18 protein-coding genes are annotated in these 18,161 nt (G+C 72.2%); 11 read left to right on the top strand and 7 right to left on the bottom strand.

The window, feature by feature from the left end:
• Positions 1-7: 7 nt before the first annotated feature.
• Both B5557_RS31850 and B5557_RS31845 read right to left on the bottom strand, forming a co-directional pair.
• Positions 8-751: a zinc ribbon domain-containing protein gene (locus tag B5557_RS31850; RefSeq protein ID WP_180291724.1), complete on the bottom strand. Its 744-nt coding sequence runs from the start codon at positions 749-751 to the stop codon at positions 8-10.
• Positions 748-1,608: a Nif3-like dinuclear metal center hexameric protein gene (locus B5557_RS31845; protein WP_079662681.1), complete on the bottom strand. Its 861-nt coding sequence runs from the start codon at positions 1,606-1,608 to the stop codon at positions 748-750. The genes B5557_RS31850 and B5557_RS31845 overlap by 4 nt, the downstream gene beginning before the upstream one ends.
• 196 nt (positions 1,609-1,804) lie before the next feature.
• Here B5557_RS31845 and B5557_RS31840 point away from each other — a divergent pair, with 196 nt between their 5' ends.
• Positions 1,805-3,076 carry a hypothetical protein gene (locus tag B5557_RS31840; RefSeq protein ID WP_079665118.1) on the top strand — a complete coding sequence of 424 codons (1,272 nt, stop codon included), beginning with the start codon at positions 1,805-1,807 and terminating at the stop codon, positions 3,074-3,076.
• Positions 3,077-3,173: 97 nt separating this feature from the next.
• Positions 3,174-3,347: a hypothetical protein gene (locus B5557_RS44315; RefSeq protein ID WP_173877753.1), complete on the top strand. Its 174-nt coding sequence runs from the start codon at positions 3,174-3,176 to the stop codon at positions 3,345-3,347.
• 68 nt (positions 3,348-3,415) lie between these two features.
• On the opposite strand, the gene B5557_RS31835 is transcribed toward B5557_RS44315, so the two are convergent.
• From B5557_RS31835 to B5557_RS31825, 3 genes are read right to left on the bottom strand one after another with little or no spacing between them, the layout of a single operon-like run.
• Positions 3,416-4,363, bottom strand: coding sequence for a 3-oxoacyl-ACP reductase (locus B5557_RS31835; RefSeq protein ID WP_079662680.1), 948 nt, complete (start codon positions 4,361-4,363; stop codon positions 3,416-3,418).
• A gap of 8 nt (positions 4,364-4,371) precedes the next feature.
• Positions 4,372-5,448 (bottom strand): Zn-dependent alcohol dehydrogenase, encoded by a 1,077-nt coding sequence (locus B5557_RS31830; RefSeq protein WP_079662679.1) that lies wholly within the window; start codon positions 5,446-5,448, stop codon positions 4,372-4,374.
• Positions 5,449-5,477: 29 nt separating this feature from the next.
• The gene (locus tag B5557_RS31825) at positions 5,478-6,338 is read right to left on the bottom strand and encodes a MaoC/PaaZ C-terminal domain-containing protein (RefSeq protein WP_079662678.1); all 861 of its coding nucleotides are present in this window, start codon (positions 6,336-6,338) and stop codon (positions 5,478-5,480) included.
• Between the two features lie 352 nt (positions 6,339-6,690).
• On the opposite strand from B5557_RS31825, the gene B5557_RS31820 reads away from it, so the two are divergent.
• The 3 genes from B5557_RS31820 to B5557_RS31810 are packed head-to-tail and all read left to right on the top strand — an operon-like array spanning position 6,691 to position 10,305.
• Positions 6,691-8,109, top strand: coding sequence for a sensor histidine kinase (locus B5557_RS31820; RefSeq protein WP_079662677.1), 1,419 nt, complete (start codon positions 6,691-6,693; stop codon positions 8,107-8,109).
• A gap of 29 nt (positions 8,110-8,138) precedes the next feature.
• The gene (locus tag B5557_RS31815) at positions 8,139-8,771 is read left to right on the top strand and encodes a response regulator transcription factor (protein ID WP_079665117.1); all 633 of its coding nucleotides are present in this window, start codon (positions 8,139-8,141) and stop codon (positions 8,769-8,771) included.
• Between the two features lie 49 nt (positions 8,772-8,820).
• Positions 8,821-10,305 carry a hypothetical protein gene (locus B5557_RS31810; RefSeq protein ID WP_079662676.1) on the top strand — a complete coding sequence of 495 codons (1,485 nt, stop codon included), beginning with the start codon at positions 8,821-8,823 and terminating at the stop codon, positions 10,303-10,305.
• Here the strand turns inward: B5557_RS31810 and B5557_RS31805 are convergent.
• Together B5557_RS31805 and B5557_RS31800 are read right to left on the bottom strand one after the other, a co-directional pair.
• Positions 10,302-10,952: a class I SAM-dependent methyltransferase gene (locus tag B5557_RS31805; RefSeq protein ID WP_079662675.1), complete on the bottom strand. Its 651-nt coding sequence runs from the start codon at positions 10,950-10,952 to the stop codon at positions 10,302-10,304. The genes B5557_RS31810 and B5557_RS31805 overlap by 4 nt on opposite strands.
• A 147-nt stretch (positions 10,953-11,099) precedes the next feature.
• The gene (locus tag B5557_RS31800) at positions 11,100-12,845 is read right to left on the bottom strand and encodes an MFS transporter (RefSeq protein WP_079662674.1); all 1,746 of its coding nucleotides are present in this window, start codon (positions 12,843-12,845) and stop codon (positions 11,100-11,102) included.
• Positions 12,846-13,112: 267 nt separating this feature from the next.
• Between B5557_RS31800 and B5557_RS31795 the strand changes: the two genes are divergently transcribed.
• From B5557_RS31795 to B5557_RS31770, 6 genes are all read left to right on the top strand, one after another.
• Positions 13,113-13,655 carry a SigE family RNA polymerase sigma factor gene (locus B5557_RS31795; RefSeq protein WP_079662673.1) on the top strand — a complete coding sequence of 181 codons (543 nt, stop codon included), beginning with the start codon at positions 13,113-13,115 and terminating at the stop codon, positions 13,653-13,655.
• On the top strand, positions 13,655-14,464 hold the full coding sequence (locus tag B5557_RS31790) for a hypothetical protein (RefSeq protein ID WP_231976100.1): 810 nt from the start codon (positions 13,655-13,657) through the stop codon (positions 14,462-14,464). The genes B5557_RS31795 and B5557_RS31790 overlap by 1 nt, the downstream gene beginning before the upstream one ends.
• Before the next feature lie 156 nt (positions 14,465-14,620).
• Entirely contained in the window at positions 14,621-15,625 is a 1,005-nt protein-coding gene (locus B5557_RS31785; protein ID WP_443031291.1) for an N-acetylmuramoyl-L-alanine amidase, read from the top strand.
• Positions 15,626-15,803: 178 nt separating this feature from the next.
• Entirely contained in the window at positions 15,804-16,646 is an 843-nt protein-coding gene (locus B5557_RS31780; protein ID WP_079662670.1) for a DUF5336 domain-containing protein, read from the top strand.
• A gap of 103 nt (positions 16,647-16,749) precedes the next feature.
• Complete coding sequence (locus B5557_RS31775; RefSeq protein ID WP_079662669.1) at positions 16,750-17,760, top strand: LLM class F420-dependent oxidoreductase; 1,011 nt, start codon at positions 16,750-16,752, stop codon at positions 17,758-17,760.
• A 96-nt stretch (positions 17,761-17,856) separates the two neighbouring features.
• Positions 17,857-18,150, top strand: coding sequence for a hypothetical protein (locus tag B5557_RS31770; RefSeq protein ID WP_079662668.1), 294 nt, complete (start codon positions 17,857-17,859; stop codon positions 18,148-18,150).
• Positions 18,151-18,161: the final 11 nt, after the last annotated feature.

Genomic DNA, 18,161 nt, shown 5'->3' with positions numbered 1-18,161 from the left:
CGACCGATCACAGACCGGACTCGGACGTGCGCACCAGGATGCGACGGCAGTTCTCGCAGCGGACGACCGTGTCGGGCGCGGCCGCGCGAACCTCGTTGAAGTCGGTGATCGACAGCTCCTGCCGGCAGCCCTGGCAGGTGCGCTGGGAGAGCTTGGCCGCACCGACGCCGCCCTGCTGCTCGCGCAGCTTGTCGTAGAGCTTGAGGAGGTCGGCGGGGATGGACCCGGCGATGACCTCGCGCTCCTTGGTCACCGTGGCGGCCTCGCCGTCGAGCTCCTCGAAGGCGGCGTCCCGGCGCGCGGTGGCGTCGTCGATCTTCCCCTGGACGGAGCCGACGCGCTCGGTCAGCTCGGCGACCCGCTCCTGCGCGGACTCGCGGCGCTCCATGACCTCCAGGACGATGTCCTCGAGGTCGCCCTGGCGCTTGGCGAGGGAGACGATCTCCTTCTGGAGGTTCTCCAGGTCCTTCGGGGAGGTGACGGCCCCGGAGTCCAGGCGCTGCTGGTCGCGGGCGGCGCGCTGGCGCACCTGGTCCACGTCCTGCTCGGCCTTGGTCTGCTCGCGGGCGGTGTCGCTCTCCTCGGTCTGCGCGGCGACGAGGAGGTCGCGCAGCTGGGTGAGGTCCTTGGTCAGCGCCTCGATCTCGGCGTGCTCGGGCAGAGACCTCCGCTTGTGCGCCAGCTGCTGCAGCCGGACGTCGAGGGCCTGGACGTCGAGGAGTCGGATCTGGTCGGCGGGCGCGGCGTTCAGTTGGGGGCTCCCAGTGGGTCGGTGGTGGCGGTGGTGGACGCCGCGTGGGCGGTCCAGGGGTCGGTGACCGTGCGGGAGACATGGACCCTGAGGTCCCATTCCCGCCGGTCGGAGATCTCGTCGAGCTGGGCGGCCGCCAGCTCGCACCAGGGCCACTCGGTGGCCCAGTGCGCCGCGTCGAGCAGGGCGAGAGGACTGTGCGCGCGGGCCTCGGACGCCGGGTGGTGGCGCAGGTCCGCGGTGAGGAAGGCGTCGACGCCGGCCGCGCGGACGTGGTCGAAGAGGCTGTCGCCTGACCCGCCGCTGACGGCGACGGTCCGCACGACCGCCTCGGGGTCGCCGGCCACCCGGATGCCCTGCGCGGTGGCCGGCAGCCGCTCGGCGGCCCGGGCGGCGAACTCGCGGACGGTGATCGGGTGGTCCAGCTCGCAGACCCGGCCGAGCCCGCGCCGCCCCTCGGGATCGCTCGGATCCGGTACGAGGGGCCGTACGACCCGCAGGTCGAGGGCGCCGGCGAGGGCGTCGCTCACCCCCGGGTCGGCGGTGTCGGCGTTGGTGTGAGCGACGTGCAGGGCGATGTCGTTCTTGATGAGGGTGTGCACCACGCGGCCCTTGAAGGTGGAGGCCGCGACGGTGGCCGTCCCGCGCAGGTACAGCGGATGGTGCGTGACGAGCAGACCGGCGCCGAGCCGCATGGCCTCCTCGACGATTTCCTGGACGGGATCGACGGCGAACAGAACCCGGGAGACCTCCTGCTCGGGGTCGCCCACGACCGTGCCGACCGCGTCCCAGGACTCGGCCCGCTCGGCGGGCCACAGGTTCTCCAGCGCGGCGATGACTTCAGACAGACGGGGCACGGGCCAAGGCTACCTGGCCGTTCTACGAGCCTGTACCGCTGCCGTCGATGCCGACCCGGCCGATGCACACCGCTTCCACACCCCTCAGGCGAATCGCTTCTGCACCACTCTTATGAGGGAAGTGGACCGCCCGTCGGTCCCACGTCCGTGCGTGCGAAAACTAGCTTCGTGTGCCGGAGGTGGCGGAACGATGACGATGCCGGCCTGTGCGATCGAGCCCACAGCGACGGACGGGGAGGCCCCTGAGGTGCCTGAGGTGCCTGAGGCACTCGATGTCCCCGAGGTCCCCGAGGTCCCCGAGGTTCCTGAGGCTCCCGGGAGCGGCGGCGCCGAGCCCGGTATGCCGCCGCACGCGGACTGCGTGATCACGGCGGACGGCGCCTACGCCGCGCGCCTGGCCCGGGCCGGCGACTGCTGGTTCCCGGAGCGCTGGACCCTGGACGGCCCTGAGCCGTACGCCGTGCCGCTGCCCGGCAACCAGCCCGAGGAGCCGGGCACGGAGGTGCAGCCGATGGCCGACGGCCGGGTCCTGATCCGGCGGCCGACCGACGGCCGGCACGCCTTCTCGCTGCTGTACCCGACCGGCCCCGGCACGGGCGAGCTGCCGCTGGGCGCCGTCGAGTGCCCGGACGAGGGCACCCGGCTGCGCCTGCTCCCGCCGGCCCCCTGCGGCGAACGCGCGTATGCCCTGGCCGTCGGCCGCAGCACGACGGCCCTGTGGCTGGTCGCGGGCGGCGCCTTCGGCCCCGAGCACCTCGCCGAGATCCCCGGCCGCTGCTCGGGCGGCGTCTGGCTGGACCGTACGGGCCGGATGCTGGCGCTGGACCGTGAGGTCGGCGGGCGGACCAAGGCGATCGTGGTGGATCTGGAGCGCGGCGGCGAGGTGTCTGAGCTGCTGCAGATCTCCGCCGACAGCGACGACCGTCTGCTGCTCGCCGACCCCGACAGCGGGCTGCTGCTCATCGGCTCGGACGCCCCCACCCCGGGCGAGACCCGGCTGGGCTGGGGCGTCCTCGGCAGCATTCTGCCGGTCCGTTTCCCGGAGTCCCTGCACCTGCCCGGCCACAGGCTCACCCCGTTCGCGATCCAGCCGGGCCAGGTGCTCCTGCCGGAGGGCTGCGCGGTGGGGCTGCGCATCGACGGCCCCTTCGGCACCTGGGTCGGCGTCTGGCGCCCGATGGACCGACGGCTCCATCAACTCGCCGCCCCCGAGGGCTGGTTGGCAGGCAGCGGGCTGTGGACGGCGGCCGGTGTGCTCCGTCTGCCGTACGCCACGGCGGCGGAGCCCTGCGGGGTGGCGCCGCTTCAGGCGCCGGTCACGGCGCCGCCCTCGTCCGCGCCCCGCGACGATGCCTCACTGCTCGAAGGGCCCTCGGGCGCCGAGGGGTGGGATCCCTCCCGACCGCCTCTTGCCCGCCGCCCGATCCCTCTCCAACAGGCGCCTCTCGGCAGCCTTGTAACGAAGTAGCTGCGGTTGGCGTGGCCGCCTGGATTCGCCCCGCGGTGTGCTGGATAAAATCGCCCGGCTGTAAAGAAAGATCATGTTGACGGGGTGAACTTTTCCGATGAGCGACGCAAGCACGATGCAGCCGCTGTCCACCGACTCCCAGGAGACGGCCGGTCACGGCCGGCACCGGGGCCCGGTCTCGTCCCACGACGGCGACTCGGCCCCGCACGGCCGGCACCGCAAGCCGGCTGAGCAAACGAAACGGCTGACTGAGCAGGAAACGGCTGCCTGAGCAGTACGCGGAACACCGAAGGGGCCCCGGCCGTCCATGGACGGACGACCGGGGCCCCTTCGCTTGCCCTATCCCTCCCCGCGTCGCAGCCCCAGCACCTCCGCCGCCGCGAACGTCTCCGCAGGCGGCCGCTGCGCGTAGTGCGGGGTGAGGACGGCGTCGAGCTCGTCGTAGGTGAAGGTGTCCTGTTTGCTGTCGAACTTCGCCCGGACCCTGGGCCGTTCGACGACGGCGATCATGCCGCCGTGCACCACGAGCAGCTGTCCGTTGATCCGGGCGGCGGCCGGTGAGGCCAAGTAGCCGACCAGCGGGGCGACATGCTCGGGGGCGAGCGGGTCGAGGCCGCCCTCGTCCGGCTGCTCGAACCCGGCGAAGACGTCCTCGGTCATCCGGGTGCGGGCGCGCGGGCAGATGGCGTTGGCCGTCACCCCGTACTTGGCGAGCGCGAGCGCCGTGGACGTCGTCAGTCCGACGATTCCGCCTTTCGCCGCAGCGTAGTTGGGCTGTCCGGCCGAGCCCGCCAGGAACGCCTCCGACGAGGTGTTCACGATCCGCCCGTACACCGACCCGCCCGACGCCTTGGACCGTTCACGCCAGTGGGCGGCGGCGAAACGGATCGTGTTGAAGTGGCCCTTGAGATGGACCCGGACGACCGCGTCCCACTCCCCCTCGGCCATCGAGAAGACCATACGGTCGCGCAGGATGCCCGCGTTGTTGACCAGGACGTCCAGCTTGCCGAACTCGGTGATCGCCAACTCGACGAGCTGACGGGCCTGTTGGAAGTCGGCGACGTCCCCGGTGTGTGCGAGCGCGGTGCCGCCGGCCGACCGGATGGCCTGAGCCACCTCCTCGGCGGGGCCGGCCGACGCCTCGCCCGACCCGTCCCGGCCGGGCTGCCCGTAGTCGTTGACGACGACGGCCGCGCCCAGTCGGGCCAGCTCCAGCGCCTCGGCCCGGCCGAGCCCGCGCCCTGCGCCGGTGACGATCGCCGCGAGTCCCTCAAGTGGCAGCGACATGCAACGCCTCAGATCTCTATGCAGGTACGCAGGGCCGCTCCCGTACGCATCTGGTCCAGCGCCTCGTTGATCTCGGCGAGCGGCACGCGGTGGGTGATCAGACCCGACAGGTCGATCCGGCCGGCCCGCCACAGGGCGATCGTCCGCTCGTAGGAGCTCAGGACGTCCCCGCCGCCGTACATCGAGGGCAGGATCCGCTTCTCGTCGAAGAACAGCTCGAACATGTTGAGCTGGAGGAAGTCGTCGAGGGCGCCCGCGCCGACGACGACGAGGGTGCCGCCGCGCCGGGTGTTCTCGTAGGCGGTACGGGCGGTGGCGGAGCGGCCGACGACCTCGAAGACGTAGTCGAACCCCTCGCCGCCGGTGACCAGTTGCTTCGCTCCGGGCAGCTCCTCGGGCGAAACGGCCTTCGTGGCGCCGAAGTCGAGTGCGGCCTCACGGCGCGAGGCGACCGGGTCCACGGCGACGATCTCGGCGGCGCCCCTGAGCCGCGCGCCCTGGATCGCGGAGATGCCGACGCCTCCGCAGCCGATGACGGCGACCGACGAACCGGCGGCCACGTCCGCGGTGTTGAGGGCGGCGCCCAGGCCCGTCGTCACCCCGCAGCCGATGAGCGCGGCGATGTCGAAGGGGACGTCGTCGGGGATCGGGACCGCGCAGCCGGCGTCGACCACGACCTCCTCGGCGAAGGTGCCGGTGCCGGCCATGCCGAACAGATCCCCGCCCGCACGCCGGAAGTTGGGGGTGCCCGCGTTCATGAACCCGGCCAGGCACAGCTCGGTCTGGCCGCGTTTGCAGGCGGGACACGCCCCGCAGGCCGGCAGCCAGCAGACGACGACCCGGTCGCCGGGCTTGACCCTGGTGACGCCCTCCCCCACCTCCAGGACCTCGCCCGCGCCCTCGTGGCCGGGCACGAACGGCGCGGGCTGCGGCAGCACCCCGCTCATCGCGGACAGGTCCGAGTGGCACAGCCCCGTGGCCCGCACCCGGATCCTGACCCGTCCGGGGCCGAAGCCCACCGCCTCGACGTCGTCGAGGACCTCCAGCTTGTCCTGGCCGATCTCGTGCAGTACGGCTGCGCGCATGGTGCGGCTCCCCTCAGGTCATCGCGAGTTCAAAAGTGTTCGACGATCGTGTCGGCGAGGACGGGCGCGTCGTCCCTCTCGACGGCGTTCACGGCCACCCGGAGTGTGGTGTCGTCCTGCCGCCACATCCGGATGCGCAGGGTCTCGCCCGGGTACACGACCCCGGCGAAGCGGGTGGCGTACGAGCGCACCCGGGGCACCTCGCCGTCGAGCAGGGTGTCGACGACCGCCTTGAGGGTGATCCCGTAGGTGCACAGGCCGTGCAGGATGGGCCGCTCGAACCCGGCTCGCTCGGCGAACTCGGGGTCGGCATGCAGGGGGTTGTAGTCGCCGGAGAGACGGTAGAGCAGGGCCTGGTCCTCGCGGACGGCCCGCTCCACAACCTTGTCGGGGTCACCCGCGGGCGGATCGAGTCGGGTGGACGGACCCCGGTCGCCGCCCCAGCCGCCCTCCCCGCGTACGAAGATCTGGGCGTCGTTGGTCCACAACGGGCCGTCCGCGTCGGCGACTTCGGTGCGCATCACGAGGACGGCGGCCTTGCCCTTGTCGTAGACGGCGGCGATGCGCCCGGTGGCGGTCGCCCGGCCCTGCGCCGGCAGGGGGCGGTGGATCTCCAGACGCTGACCGCCGTGCAGGACGCGGGCGAGGTCGACGTCGACGCCGGGCATGGACAGTCCGCTGATCACGCCGGGCGAGCCGGCTCCCGCGACGGTGGCGAAGCTCGGCAGGACGTGCAGCCGGGACTCCAGGGTGTAGCGCAGCTCGTCGGGATCGGTGGCGGGGACGCCGGCGCCGATGCCGAGGTGGTAGAGCTGGACGTCCTTGGGGATCCAGGAGATCTCGCCGGAGCGGGGTTCGGCGGCGAGCGCCTTGGCTGCGTCGATGGGCATGAAGCTCCTGATGTTTCTCGGGCTGCTGGGAGACCTCGGCACGGCCGTCCGCACCGATCGGCCGCACCGAGGTCGTGACGGGGCCGCGGAACCCGCCCGCTCTAGAACGCGTTCCAGTGCGGCGACCCCCTGTATAGCCCAGGCCTCGGGACTTGTGAAGACACCTGACGGCATGTCAGAAACGGTGGTCGGTGACATGGTCGGTGACATGGTCGGTGGCCTCGCCGGTGACATTTGTCCCGGCCGAGTCCGTACATCCGGCACTGCCGCGGACGCCCCCGGAACCGTAGCGTCGTGGACAGCAGCACCGTCGTGGAGCGGTGGGTGTGAGAACGGAACGGGGGACGGAAGCATGACGAGGTCGTTCGAGGATTGGCGGCGCGCACAGGCGTGCCGCCGGGATGCCCTGCGCTCGGCAGTCCGGGAGGGGCGCAGGCAGCAGCGGTACTGGCAGGACAACAAGCAGCGCCTCAAGGCCGAGTACAAGGCCGCCCGCAAGGCCGGACAGGTCCCCGAGGACCCGGGCCCGCCCGCCAACGCGTTCTCCCTGATGCCGTGGCTGCTGTTGGGGATGGGCGCGATCTCCAACCTGTTCCACGGTGAGACGCCGAATCCGTGGATCGGCGGCCTCGGCCTGCTGTCGTTCAACTCGCTGTACATCTACGTCGCGAGCCGCGCCTTCGCGAAGCAGGCACGAGAGGCGACCTCCACGCGGATGGCGCTGGGGCTGCTGGCCCTGGTCACCTTCGGTCTCGCTCTCGCCTACGGCGGCAACTGGCTGCTGTTCCTCCCGCTGCTGGGCCTCGCGACGGGCGCGACCCTGCGCGGTGCCCGACTGCGCGCTCTGGGTACCGCGCTGGCCGCCCTCGCGGGGGTGGTCTCCTGCGTCCACGACGGTTGGGACGGCCTGACCATCGCCTACGCCACCTGGATCTCGACGATGGTGACGGCCGCGATCCTCTCCCTCTCCGAGGCCGTACGGGAACTGCGTGCCGCCCGCGAGGAGCTGGCCCGCCGGGCGGTGGAGGAGGAACGGCTGCGCTTCTCCCGCGATCTGCACGACCTGCTCGGCCACACCCTGTCGGTGATCGTGGTGAAGTCGGAGGCGGCCCGGCGGCTGGCGCCGCGCGACATGGACGCGGCCCTCTCCCAGGTCATGGACATCGAGGCGGTGGGCCGCCAGGCGCTGACCGAGATCCGGGAGGCGGTCACCGGCTACCGCGAGGGCAGTCTGGTCACCGAGCTGGACCGGGCCCGCTCGGCCCTGACGGCGGCGGGCGTCGAACCCTCGGTGAGCCGGTCCGGGCCGCCGCCCGAGCCGCAGACCGCGGCCCTGCTGGGCTGGGTGGTGCGGGAGGCCGTCACCAACGTCGTCCGGCACAGCGGGGCGACCCGCTGCCAGATCACCGTGACGGGCGCCCCGGAGCGGGTCCGGCTGACGGTGACCGACAACGGCACCGGCGGCAGCGACGGTGTCAGTGGCGGTGTCAGGGGCAGCGACGGTGTCAGTGGCAGTGGCACGGGTGGCGACGACTGCCGCCCGCCTCGCGGCGGCACCGGTCTGACCGGCCTGCGCGAGCGCCTCGCGACGGCGGGCGGCTCGCTCACGGCGGGCCCGGGAGCGCGCGGCGGCTTCACGGTCACCGCGGAACTGCCCACGGAACCGTCCTCGGAACTGCCCACGCAAGCCCCGACGCACCAGACGTCCGCACCGCGGGAGCCCACGGACAGTGCGCCGTCCGTGGCCGCCGGCCCTAACCTGGTGCCGTGAACGAGATGCCGGGCCGGCCCGTGAACGAAATGCCCCGCGACCAGCGCCCCACCAAGTCCATCAGGGTGCTGCTCGCGGAGGACCAGGGCATGATGCGCGGCGCGTTGGCCCTGCTGCTGGGGATGGAGGCCGACATCGAGGTGGTCGCCCAGGTCGGCACCGGGGACGCGATCGTGGACGCGGCCCTCCTCCACCGCCCGGACGTCGCGCTCCTCGACATCGAACTCCCCGGCATCAGCGGCCTGGACGCGGCCGCCGAGCTGCACGAGCAGGCACCGGACTGCCGGGTGCTGATCCTGACCACGTTCGGCCGGCCCGGCTATCTGCGCCGGGCCATGGAGGCCGGGGCCTCGGGCTTCCTGGTCAAGGACGGCCCGGTGGAGGAGCTGGCGGAGGCGGTCCGCCGGGTGCTGACCGGCGAGACGGTCGTGGACCCGGCACTGGCCGCGGCCGCCCTCGGCGCCGGCCCGAACCCCCTCACCGGCCGCGAGTGCGACGTCCTGAAGGCCTCCGTCGACGGGGCGACGGTCGCCGACATCGCCGCCAAGCTGCACCTCTCGGAGTCCACGGTCCGCAACTACCTCTCCTCCGCGATCGGCAAGACGGGCACCCGCAACCGCATGGAGGCGATGCGGGAGGCACGGCACCAGGGCTGGCTGTGACGGCAAGGCCGGCCGTAGCGGACCGGACCGGTGCTGGCATAGTGCCGGGATGCCCTTACCGATACCGATCCCCCGGCGTCTCTGCACACGCGGGGCCGCCCTGGCGGCAGCTCTCGTGGCCGTGTTCGCGTCGGCGTCGGCACCCGCCGCGGCCGATGGCTCCGACGGCCCCGGCCAGGTCGTGATGCGGTTCGAGACCGTGAAGACCTTCGTCATGTACAACGCCGACGAGGGGGCCAAGGCTTCGAACGACGACTTCCACGTCCCCGTCTTCGTCGAGAAGAGCAAGGGCGGCGAACCGGCGCGCAACGTCAGGGTCGTCGTGGACGCATCGGGGCTGGCGGGCGTCGCCCGGCTCGGGGACAGGGAGATGTGCAAGGCCGAGGGCCCGATCTACACCTGCCACTACGGCAACCTGCAGAACGGCGACGGCGAGAGCTACGAACCCCTCGCCCTCCTCGGCGTCGACGGCGTCGAGCCGGGCGACAGCGGGACGGTCACGTACACCGCGACCGCCGACAACGCGCCCACCATCACCGGCACCACCCGGATGACGGTCGGCGGTCCGACGCTGTCCGCACCCGGACAGGAGAAGGGCGTGCGCGGGCTGGCACCGGGGAAACCCGCGAACGTGACCGCACGGCTGGCCAACAACACCCGTTTCCCCGCGCAGCCGGGCGTCGCCCTGCAGGTCAACGTCTCGGAGGGGCTGACGCTGACCGCCCGGCACAGCAACTGTTTCTACGCCGGTTCCGCGCCCACCTCGGCGTGGTGCACGTTCCCCACGAAGGCCGCGGCGGGCGCCGCCTACCGCACGAGCGCCCCGCTGGTCTACACGGTCACCGCGCCCAAGACGCTGTCCGGCGAGGTGACCTACAACTGGTCGTCGCCCCCGTCCCGCCCCGCCGACCACACCGTGCGCGGCACGGGCGCCCCGCTCACCCTCGTCCGCACCGCCGCCCAGGCCTTCGGCGACAGTCACGGCAGGGTCGGGATCACCACCACCGTGCAGGCCGACTACCGTCCGGTCACCGCGAGCGTGCGGGGCCGGGTCGGCGACACGGTGAAGGTACGGCTCGGGGTGCGCGACCTCGGCCCCGGCCGCTTGACGGGGGACGAGGAGCTGGGCCGCTTCGAGGTGGTCCCGCCGGAGGGCACCACGGTCACCTCCATCCCGTACGACTTCGAGGGCGACGACATGAAGTGGGCCTGCGACCGGCCCGAGAAGCCGGGCGGGACGTTCGTCTGCGAGGTCGCTTCCGACGCGTTCTACGCGGGGCTCCGCTACGACGGCACGACCGCCATAGACTTCCACATCCGCATCGACCGGCAGGTCCCGGGCGCCAAGGGCACCATCCGCACGTACAACCCGTTCGACCGCACGCCCGGCAACGACGTCGCCGCCATCCCGCTGGAGGCGTCCCCGGCCCCGCTGTACCGGTCCGTCCTGCGGCCCGCCGTGCTGGTCCCGGCGGCCCTGGTGGCCGTGGCGGGCGTACTTCTCCACCGCCGCCGAAGGCGTACGACGCCCTAGACTCCGGCGCCCGTGCGCCGCAGCACCCGCAGTGAGCCGGTGTCCGAGACCTCCGTGAAGGCCCCGGAGGCCAGGGCGCGCAGGTAGACGCGGTAGGGGGCCTGGCCGGTGAACTCGTCGACGGGGTCGGGGAACACGTCGTGGATGACGAGGAGCCCGCCCTCGGCGACATGCGGCGCCCAGCCCTCGTAGTCGGACGTGGCGTGCTCGTCGGTGTGGCCGCCGTCGACGAAGACCAGGCCGAGGGGCGCGTTCCAGAACGCGGCGATCTGCGGCGACCGCCCGACCAGCGCGACCACATGCTCCTCCAGGCCGGCCCGGTGCAGGGTCCGGCGGAAGGTGGGCAGCGTGTCCATCAGGCCGACCTCGGGGTCCACGGTCTCCGGGTCGTGGTACTCCCAGCCCGGCTGCTGCTCCTCGCTGCCCCGGTGGTGGTCGAGCGTGAGCGCGCTGACGCCGGCCTGCCGGGCCGCGTCTGCGAGCAGGATCGTGGAACGCCCGCAGTAGGTGCCGACCTCGAACAGCGGCAGCCCGAGCGCGCCCGCCTCGACGGCGGCGGCGTACAGCGCGAGGCCCTCGTCGACCGGCATGAACCCCTTCGCCGCCTCGAACGCGGCCAGGATCTCGGGCTTGGGTGCCGCGGTCATGGGGGGTCCTTCCGGTGGTGCGTGCGGGGTGTGCGGGTGGCGGGCTGCCCCATGCTGCACCACGCCCCCCGTCGCGTGCACGACGGGGGGCGGGTCGGACGGGCCGGACGGGCCGGACGGGCCGGGGCGGACGGGCCGGGGCGGACGTCAGGCGGTGATGACGGTCTCGCCCGGCAGGGCCAGGTCGAGGTCCACCGGGCGTTCGTCGCCGGCGTGGGTCGCGGAGCTCGCGAGGGGTCCGTGGCCGGTGGCCTTGGCGGCGAGGACGTAGGCGCCCTGGGCCGGGACGGCGAGGGTGTAGCGGCCGTCCTCCTGCGACAGGGTGGCGCCGGCCTGCCGGCCTCGGCGGTCGATGAGGGTGACCTTGGCGCGGGCGACCGGGGCGCCGTCGGCGTCCAGGACCCGTCCGCGGAAGCCCCGCAGGACCTCCTCGGCGTGCTCCAGGTTGACGTCCTCCTCGCTGCTCGCGCGCAGCTGCGGAGCCGTGGCGGGGCGCTGCTGCTTCGGCAGGCAGAGGGCGAGGACCAGGCCGACGGCGACGGCGGCCGTGGCGATCAGGAAGGAGACGCGGAAGCCGTGCATGGTCGGGATCGCGACGCCGTTCACGTTGTTCGCGGTGTTGGCCAGCACCATGCCGATGACGGCGCTCGACACGGACGTGCCGATGGACCGCATCAGGGTGTTGAGGCCGTTGGCCGCGCCGGTCTCCGAGGCCGGGACCGCGCCGACGATCAGCGCGGGCAGGGAGGAGTAGGCGAGGCCGATGCCCGCGCCCAGCAGCACGGCGATGACGAGGCTCTGCCAGGCGGCGCTCATCAGGCCGAGGCCGGCGCCGTAGCCGATCGCGATGATCAGCATGCCGAGGATCAGGGTGACCTTGGGGCCGTACTTCGCGGACAGCCGGGCGTAGACGGGGGCGGTGATCATCATCGTCAGGCCGAGCGGCGCGACGAGCAGACCGGCGACGACCATCGACTGGCCGAGGCCGTAGCCGGTGGAGGTCGGCAGCTGGAGGAGCTGCGGCAGGACGAGGGAGACGACGTAGAAGGAGACGCCGACCATGATCGAGGCGAGGTTGGTGAAGAGGACGGCGGGGCGGGCCGTCGTGCGCAGGTCCACCAGCGGGGCCTTCACGCGCAGCTCCATCACGCCCCACAGGATGAGGACGACGGCCGCGGCGGCGAAGAGTCCGAGGGTGGTGCCGGAGGTCCAGCCCCAGTCGCTGCCCTTGGTGATCGGCAGCAGGAAGAGGACGAGGCCGGTGGAGAGGCCGATCGCGCCCAGCACGTCGAAGGTGCCCTCGGCGCGGGCCGGGGACTCGGGGACGACGAGGAGGGTCAGGGCGATGGCGAGGGCGCCGAGGCCGGCGGCGCCGTAGAACAGGGCGTGCCAGTCGGCGTGCTGGGCGACGAGGGCCGCGGCGGGCAGGGCGAGGCCGCCGCCCACGCCGATGGAGGAGCTCATCAGGGCCATCGCCGAGCCGAGCTTCTCGCGCGGCAGCATGTCCCGCATCAGACCGATGCCGAGCGGGATGGCGCCCATGGCGAAGCCCTGGAGCGTACGGCCCACGATCATCATGAGCAGGTCGCTGGTGAGCGCGCTGACGAGCGCGCCGACGACCATCACGGACAGGCTGAGGATCAGCATCCGCCGCTTGCCGTACAGGTCGCCGAGGCGGCCCATGATCGGGGTGGCGACGGCGCCGGACAGCAGGGTGGAGGTCAGGACCCAGGTGGCGTTGCTGGGCGCGGTGTCCAGCAGCTGCGGCAGGTCCTTGATGACCGGGACGAGCAGGGTCTGCATCACCGCGACCACGATGCCCGCGAAGGCGAGCACCGGGACGACGGCTCCGCTCGCTGGGCGGGCCGGCCGGTCGGTCGTCGTGTGCGTCATGGGGTGGGGCCTCCGGGGGCGGTGCTTCGGGGGTTACGAGGGTGGCGCTTCGCCGGTTACATGGGAGCTGAACCTGTATGCACGGGCAACTATTCCGATGCTTTGGCGTACTAACAATTTCTTTAGCTTCTCTTGACACACCGACGTGTCGGTCGTGGACGTGGCGCTACTGATGCTGGTGTGCCTGCCGCGGAAGATCTCCGCTCCCTGAGGCAACGATCCGGGCCGCTCATGGCCTCCTTTGAACATCTAGGAGGTGCAGTGCCCATGGGGGATCGGAAGCAGGACAGGGACACGGAGTTCCAAGCCTTCGTCGTCGGCCGCTGGCCGCGGCTGATGCGCACGGCATTTCTCCTCACGGGGGAACAGCACGCCGCGGAGGACCTGGTCCAGTCGACGCTGGAACAGGTCTACGTGGCCTGGCGCAGAGTCGGCGCGGCCGACGAACCGGAGGCGTACGTACGGCGCGTGATGATCAACGCGCATGCCCGCAAGTACCGCAGGAAGCTGCGCGAGTTCCTCGCTCCGAGGGGCGACGACTCGGGCCTCGCGCACGAGGTCGCCGACACCGGCGACGTGATCGCCCGAGCCGACGACCGGCACACCCTGCTGAAGGCGCTGGCCGAACTGCCGCCGCGGCAGCGGGAGGCGGTGGTGCTGCGTTACTGGGAGGACCTGACCGAGACGCAGACGGCCGCGGCGATGGGCTGTTCGGTCGGCGCCGTGAAGAGCAACACGGCCAAGGGGATCGCGAAACTCCGCGCCATACCGGAACTGGCGGACACAGCGACGCACGGAGGGCGGAAGTGATGAGCGCGGACCGGGAGACGAACCACGACATGACACAGCACGACATCGCAGGCCTGCTGGCCGACGCCGCGGACGAGGTCGAGATCGGTATAGCCCCCACCCAGGCAGTCATCCGCGGCGGCCGCCGCCGCAGGGCCCGCCGCTCGGCTGTCGTGGCGGCCATGGCCCTGGTGGTCGTCGGCTCGACAGGGGCGCTGGCGGCCGGCGGACTGCCGGGGGGCGGCGGGGAGCGGGTGACGCCGGCGGCAACGGGAACGCCGGGCGCGGTCCAGTCCCCCAGCCGCACGATCCTGGGGACCGGAACCGACCAGGGCAAGCCGTGGAAGGTCGCGATCGATGTGTGGCCGGCACCACGCGACGCGGCGGGGGCCCAGGCCGAGCTGAAGGCGATGGCGCAGTACCGCGAGACCCTCCCGACCGTGCGGAAGCCTTCCGATCTGGTCGGCAGGATCGCCATCTTCCTGCGCAGCACCGGAGACGAGAACGGCCCCGGCACCCTGATCCATGCCGGCCTGATCGACGGGTCCGACGGCCCCCCGGCCCCGACGAAGCAGGTCATCACCGTCCCGGCGCCCCCCGGCCCGGGCAGCCCCGACCGCGTGGTGTTGGGCCCTCTCACCGAGACGACCAAGCGGGTGACCTGCAACTGGAAGGACGGCACGAGGACCGAGCTGGTCAACGCACCGGCGAACGAAGAGCCGAACACCGACAAGTCCGCCATCCGCTCGGTCGAGGGGACCCCGTACGACTGGTTCGTGTGCTTGGTGCCACAGGGCACGACGCCCAACGGGGTGGACTTCGCGCAATAGCGGAACACCGAAGTACCGGAACAGCGGAATGCGGAATAGCGAAATAGGGGGATGGCGGACATGCGTCGGGCGGGTGAAGGGGAGGCCGGCCGCCCGTCATCCGTCCGGCCGCCTTCCGCCTGAGCCGTCCCCGGGATGCCCGTTAGGGTGGCAGGCGTGTCGTACACAGGCTCGAACCCCGGCTCCTCCGACCCCTTCGGCCCTTCCGATCGCTTCGGCTCCGCGTCGCCGCGCCGCTCCCCGCTGCGCCGCCCGCTGACCGTGGCGCTCGCCGCGCTCGTGCCCGGGGCACTGCTGGGCTGGCTGGCGTACGAGGCGCTGGGCGGGACGGGAACGGGGACCGGTGGGGACGGTGGGACGGACCGGGGGGCGGGAGCGGCGGCCTCGTCGTCCACGCTGCGCTCCCCCACCGACGGCTCGCCGGCCGGCGGCGCGAGCGGTGACGGTAAGCAGGGCGCCGGCGGCATCGCCTCGACCGCCGCGCCCGCCTCCCTCAAGGGCAAGGTCGTCGTCATCGACCCCGGCCACAACCCCGACAACGTCCAGCACACCGCCGCCATCAACCGCAAGGTGGACATCGGCACCAACTGGAAGGAATGCGACACTACGGGCACATCCACGAACTCCGGTTACAGCGAGGCGGAGTTCACGCTGGACGTGGCCCACCGGCTGCGCACGCTGCTGCAACAGCAGGGCGCCACGGTGAAGCTGACGCAGGACGGCGACCGGGAGTACGGCCCGTGTGTCGACGAGCGCGCCCGGATCGGGAACGCGGCGCACGCCGACGCGGTCGTCTCGATCCACGCCGACGGCGCCGGAGCCGGCGACCGCGGCTTCCATGTGATCCTGCCGGCCACGGTGCACGAGGGCGCCGCCGACACCCGTGCCGTCGTGGGCCCGTCGAAGGACCTCGGGAAGCTGATCGCGGGCGACTTCGCGCGCACGACGGGCAGTTCGCCCGCCAACTACATCGGCGACGGGACCGGTCTCGTCACGCGAAAGGACCTGGGCGGTCTCAATCTGTCAACGGTTCCCAAGGTGTTCATCGAGTGCGGCAACATGCGCGATACCAAGGACGCGGCGTTGCTGACCAGTGGCGCCTGGCGGCAGAAGGCGGCGCAAGGGATCTCTGAGGGAATCGTGAGTTTCCTGCACGGGTAGTGATCAGCGCGCTGATCACGGCGGACAGCACAATCGTGCGGACGATAGTGTCGTCCCTACGATGAGGGGCCACCCCCACGCTTCACACCGGGGCCTGACGGCGACATGGTGACAGCGACGCCTCTACCGATACGTGTATGCGTGTACCGACGACGAGACGACTGACGAAGGACCTGAAGTGAATATCCGCTCCCTCACTCGAGGCGACGGCGTGGTGATCGGAGCAGCGGTATTGCTGTTCATCGCGTCGTTCCTCGACAACTACTCGTACGACAACGCGCCCAGCAGCCTCGACATCCCGAGCCTCTGGTCGAGCGGACCGGTCCTGCTCAGTGTTGTCCTGGCCGGCCTCATCGCCGCCGCGCTCATTGTCGTCGCCCGCGGTCTGCCGAACCCTCGCAAGATCGCCGGCCTGGAACTCGGCGCGTTCGGTGTCGCGTTCGCCGTGTTCGCCGCCTGGAGCGCCCTCGGCAACGTCGTCGACCCGGTCGGCGGCCTGGACAACTTCGGCGGGGACAACTCGAACGCCCCCTCCGCCGGGATGGGCCTGATCCTCGCTCTCATCGCCACCCTGTTGCTCGCCGCGGCCGCTGTCGCCACCCCCCTCGTCCCGGCCCTGCAGGTCGGCCTCATCCCGGCGCCCAAGCCGCCGGCCCCCCAGCCCTACGGTGCGCAGCCGCCCGCGGGTTACGGCTACCCGGGCGGGCCGCAGCCGTCGGCGTTCGGCGGTCAGCCGCAGCCGGGGCAGCCCGGTCAGCCGGGTGGGCAGCCGGGACAGTCGCCGTTCGGTGCTCAGCCGGGTCCGGCGCAGCCGCCGGCCGTGGACTTCTCGCCGTTCTGGTTCGCCGTGCCGGTGCCGCGTCCGCTGTACGCGGAGGACGGCGCGCCGATGCCCATCGCCGAACTGGCGCCGGGCACCTGGTACCTCGCGGTCGAGCAGGGCGCCCAGGGCCTGGTGGCCCAGACCCAGGACGGCCGACGCGGCGTGCTGCGGGACACCTCCGGCATCCAGCGCGGCTGAGCCCACGCTCCCGTACAACGGCTACGGCCCCTCGCCCTTCCGGGCGGGGGGCCGTTGTCGTACAGTCGCAGCCCCGTATCTGACGTACCGTCAGGAGGCTGGTATGCGGCTCGGTCTGGCGCTCGGCTACTGGGGCCGCGGCCCCTCACCCGACCATGTGGAGCTGGCGCGCGAGGCGGAACGGCTCGGCTACGGCTCCGTGTGGACGGCGGAGTCCTGGGGCTCGGACGCCTTCACCCCGCTCACCTGGATCGCTGCACGGACCTCGACGATCTCGCTGGGTACGGCCGTAGCCCAGATGGCGGCCCGCTCCCCCACCACGACCGCGATGCACGCCCTGACCCTGGACCATCTCTCCGGCGGCCGGATGATGCTCGGGCTCGGCCTGTCGGGCCCGCAGGTGGTGGAGGGCTGGTACGGCCGCCCGTTCCCGAAGTCGCCGCTGACCGCGACCCGGGAGTACGTGGACGTCGTCCGGCAGGTCCTGCGTCGGGAGGCCCCGGTGGAACTGGACGGCCGGTTCCACTCCCACCCCTACCGTGCCCCGGACGCCACCGGCCTCGGCAGGCCGCTCAAGTCGATCACCCATCCCCTGCGCGCCGACCTGCCGGTGCTGTTGGGCGCGGAGGGCCCGCGGAACGTGGCCCAGACGATCCGTATCGCCGACGGCTGGCTGCCGCTGTACTGGTCGCCGAACCGGCCGGACGCGTACGGCCCGGCGGTGGCGGCGCTGCCCGAGGGCTTCCGGGTCGCTCCTCTCGTACGGGCGTTGGTCTGCGACGACGTCACGGAGGGGCTGCTGCCGGTGAAGGCCATGCTCGGGTTCTACATCGGCGGCATGGGCCACGCCACCCGCAACTTCCACGCCGACCTGATGGCGCGCATGGGCTACGAGGAGGAGGCGCGGCACATCCAGGAGCTGTTCCTGTCCGGCCGGCGCGAGGAGGCCGTGCTCGCCGTCCCGGACGCATTCGCCGACGAGATCTCCCTCGTCGGCCCGCGCGAGCGCATCGCCGAACGGCTTCAGGCCTGGCGCAAGACCCCGGTGACCGACCTCCTGGTCGTGGCCCCGGACCCGCACACCCTGCGGGTGCTGGCCGAGCTCAACTCCTGACGACCGCAAGGCGTCAACTCCACCCCGGCACGGGGCGAATGGCCGCGACACGCACCGGCCGGGTTTCGTTCGGCGTCGAACGGCAACCCGAAAGGCATGTCCCCTCGATATCGCAACGGCGCCAATCAGGCCGGGACGGTCATCGCGGTCGTCGCCGACATCATGGCCCTCATCCTGGGCCTGTGGATCCTGATGTACCTGCTCGACGCGAACCGCGCCAACTCCTTCGTGCAGTTCATCCATGACACGGCCCGCTGGCTCGCCGGCTGGTCCCATGACCTGTTCACCTTCGACGAGGCCTGGGCAAGGGTGGTGGCGGGCTACGGCCTGGCGGCGGTGGTCTACCTCTTCGTGGGCCACGCCATCGCCAACAGGGTCCACCGCCACTGAGGCACGCCAGG

Source organism: Streptomyces sp. 3214.6, from assembly GCF_900129855.1.
Lineage (GTDB): Bacteria > Actinomycetota > Actinomycetes > Streptomycetales > Streptomycetaceae > Streptomyces > Streptomyces soliscabiei.
The sequence above is the reverse complement of the archived record's forward strand: the minus strand, read 5'-3'. Positions and strand labels throughout refer to the sequence as shown.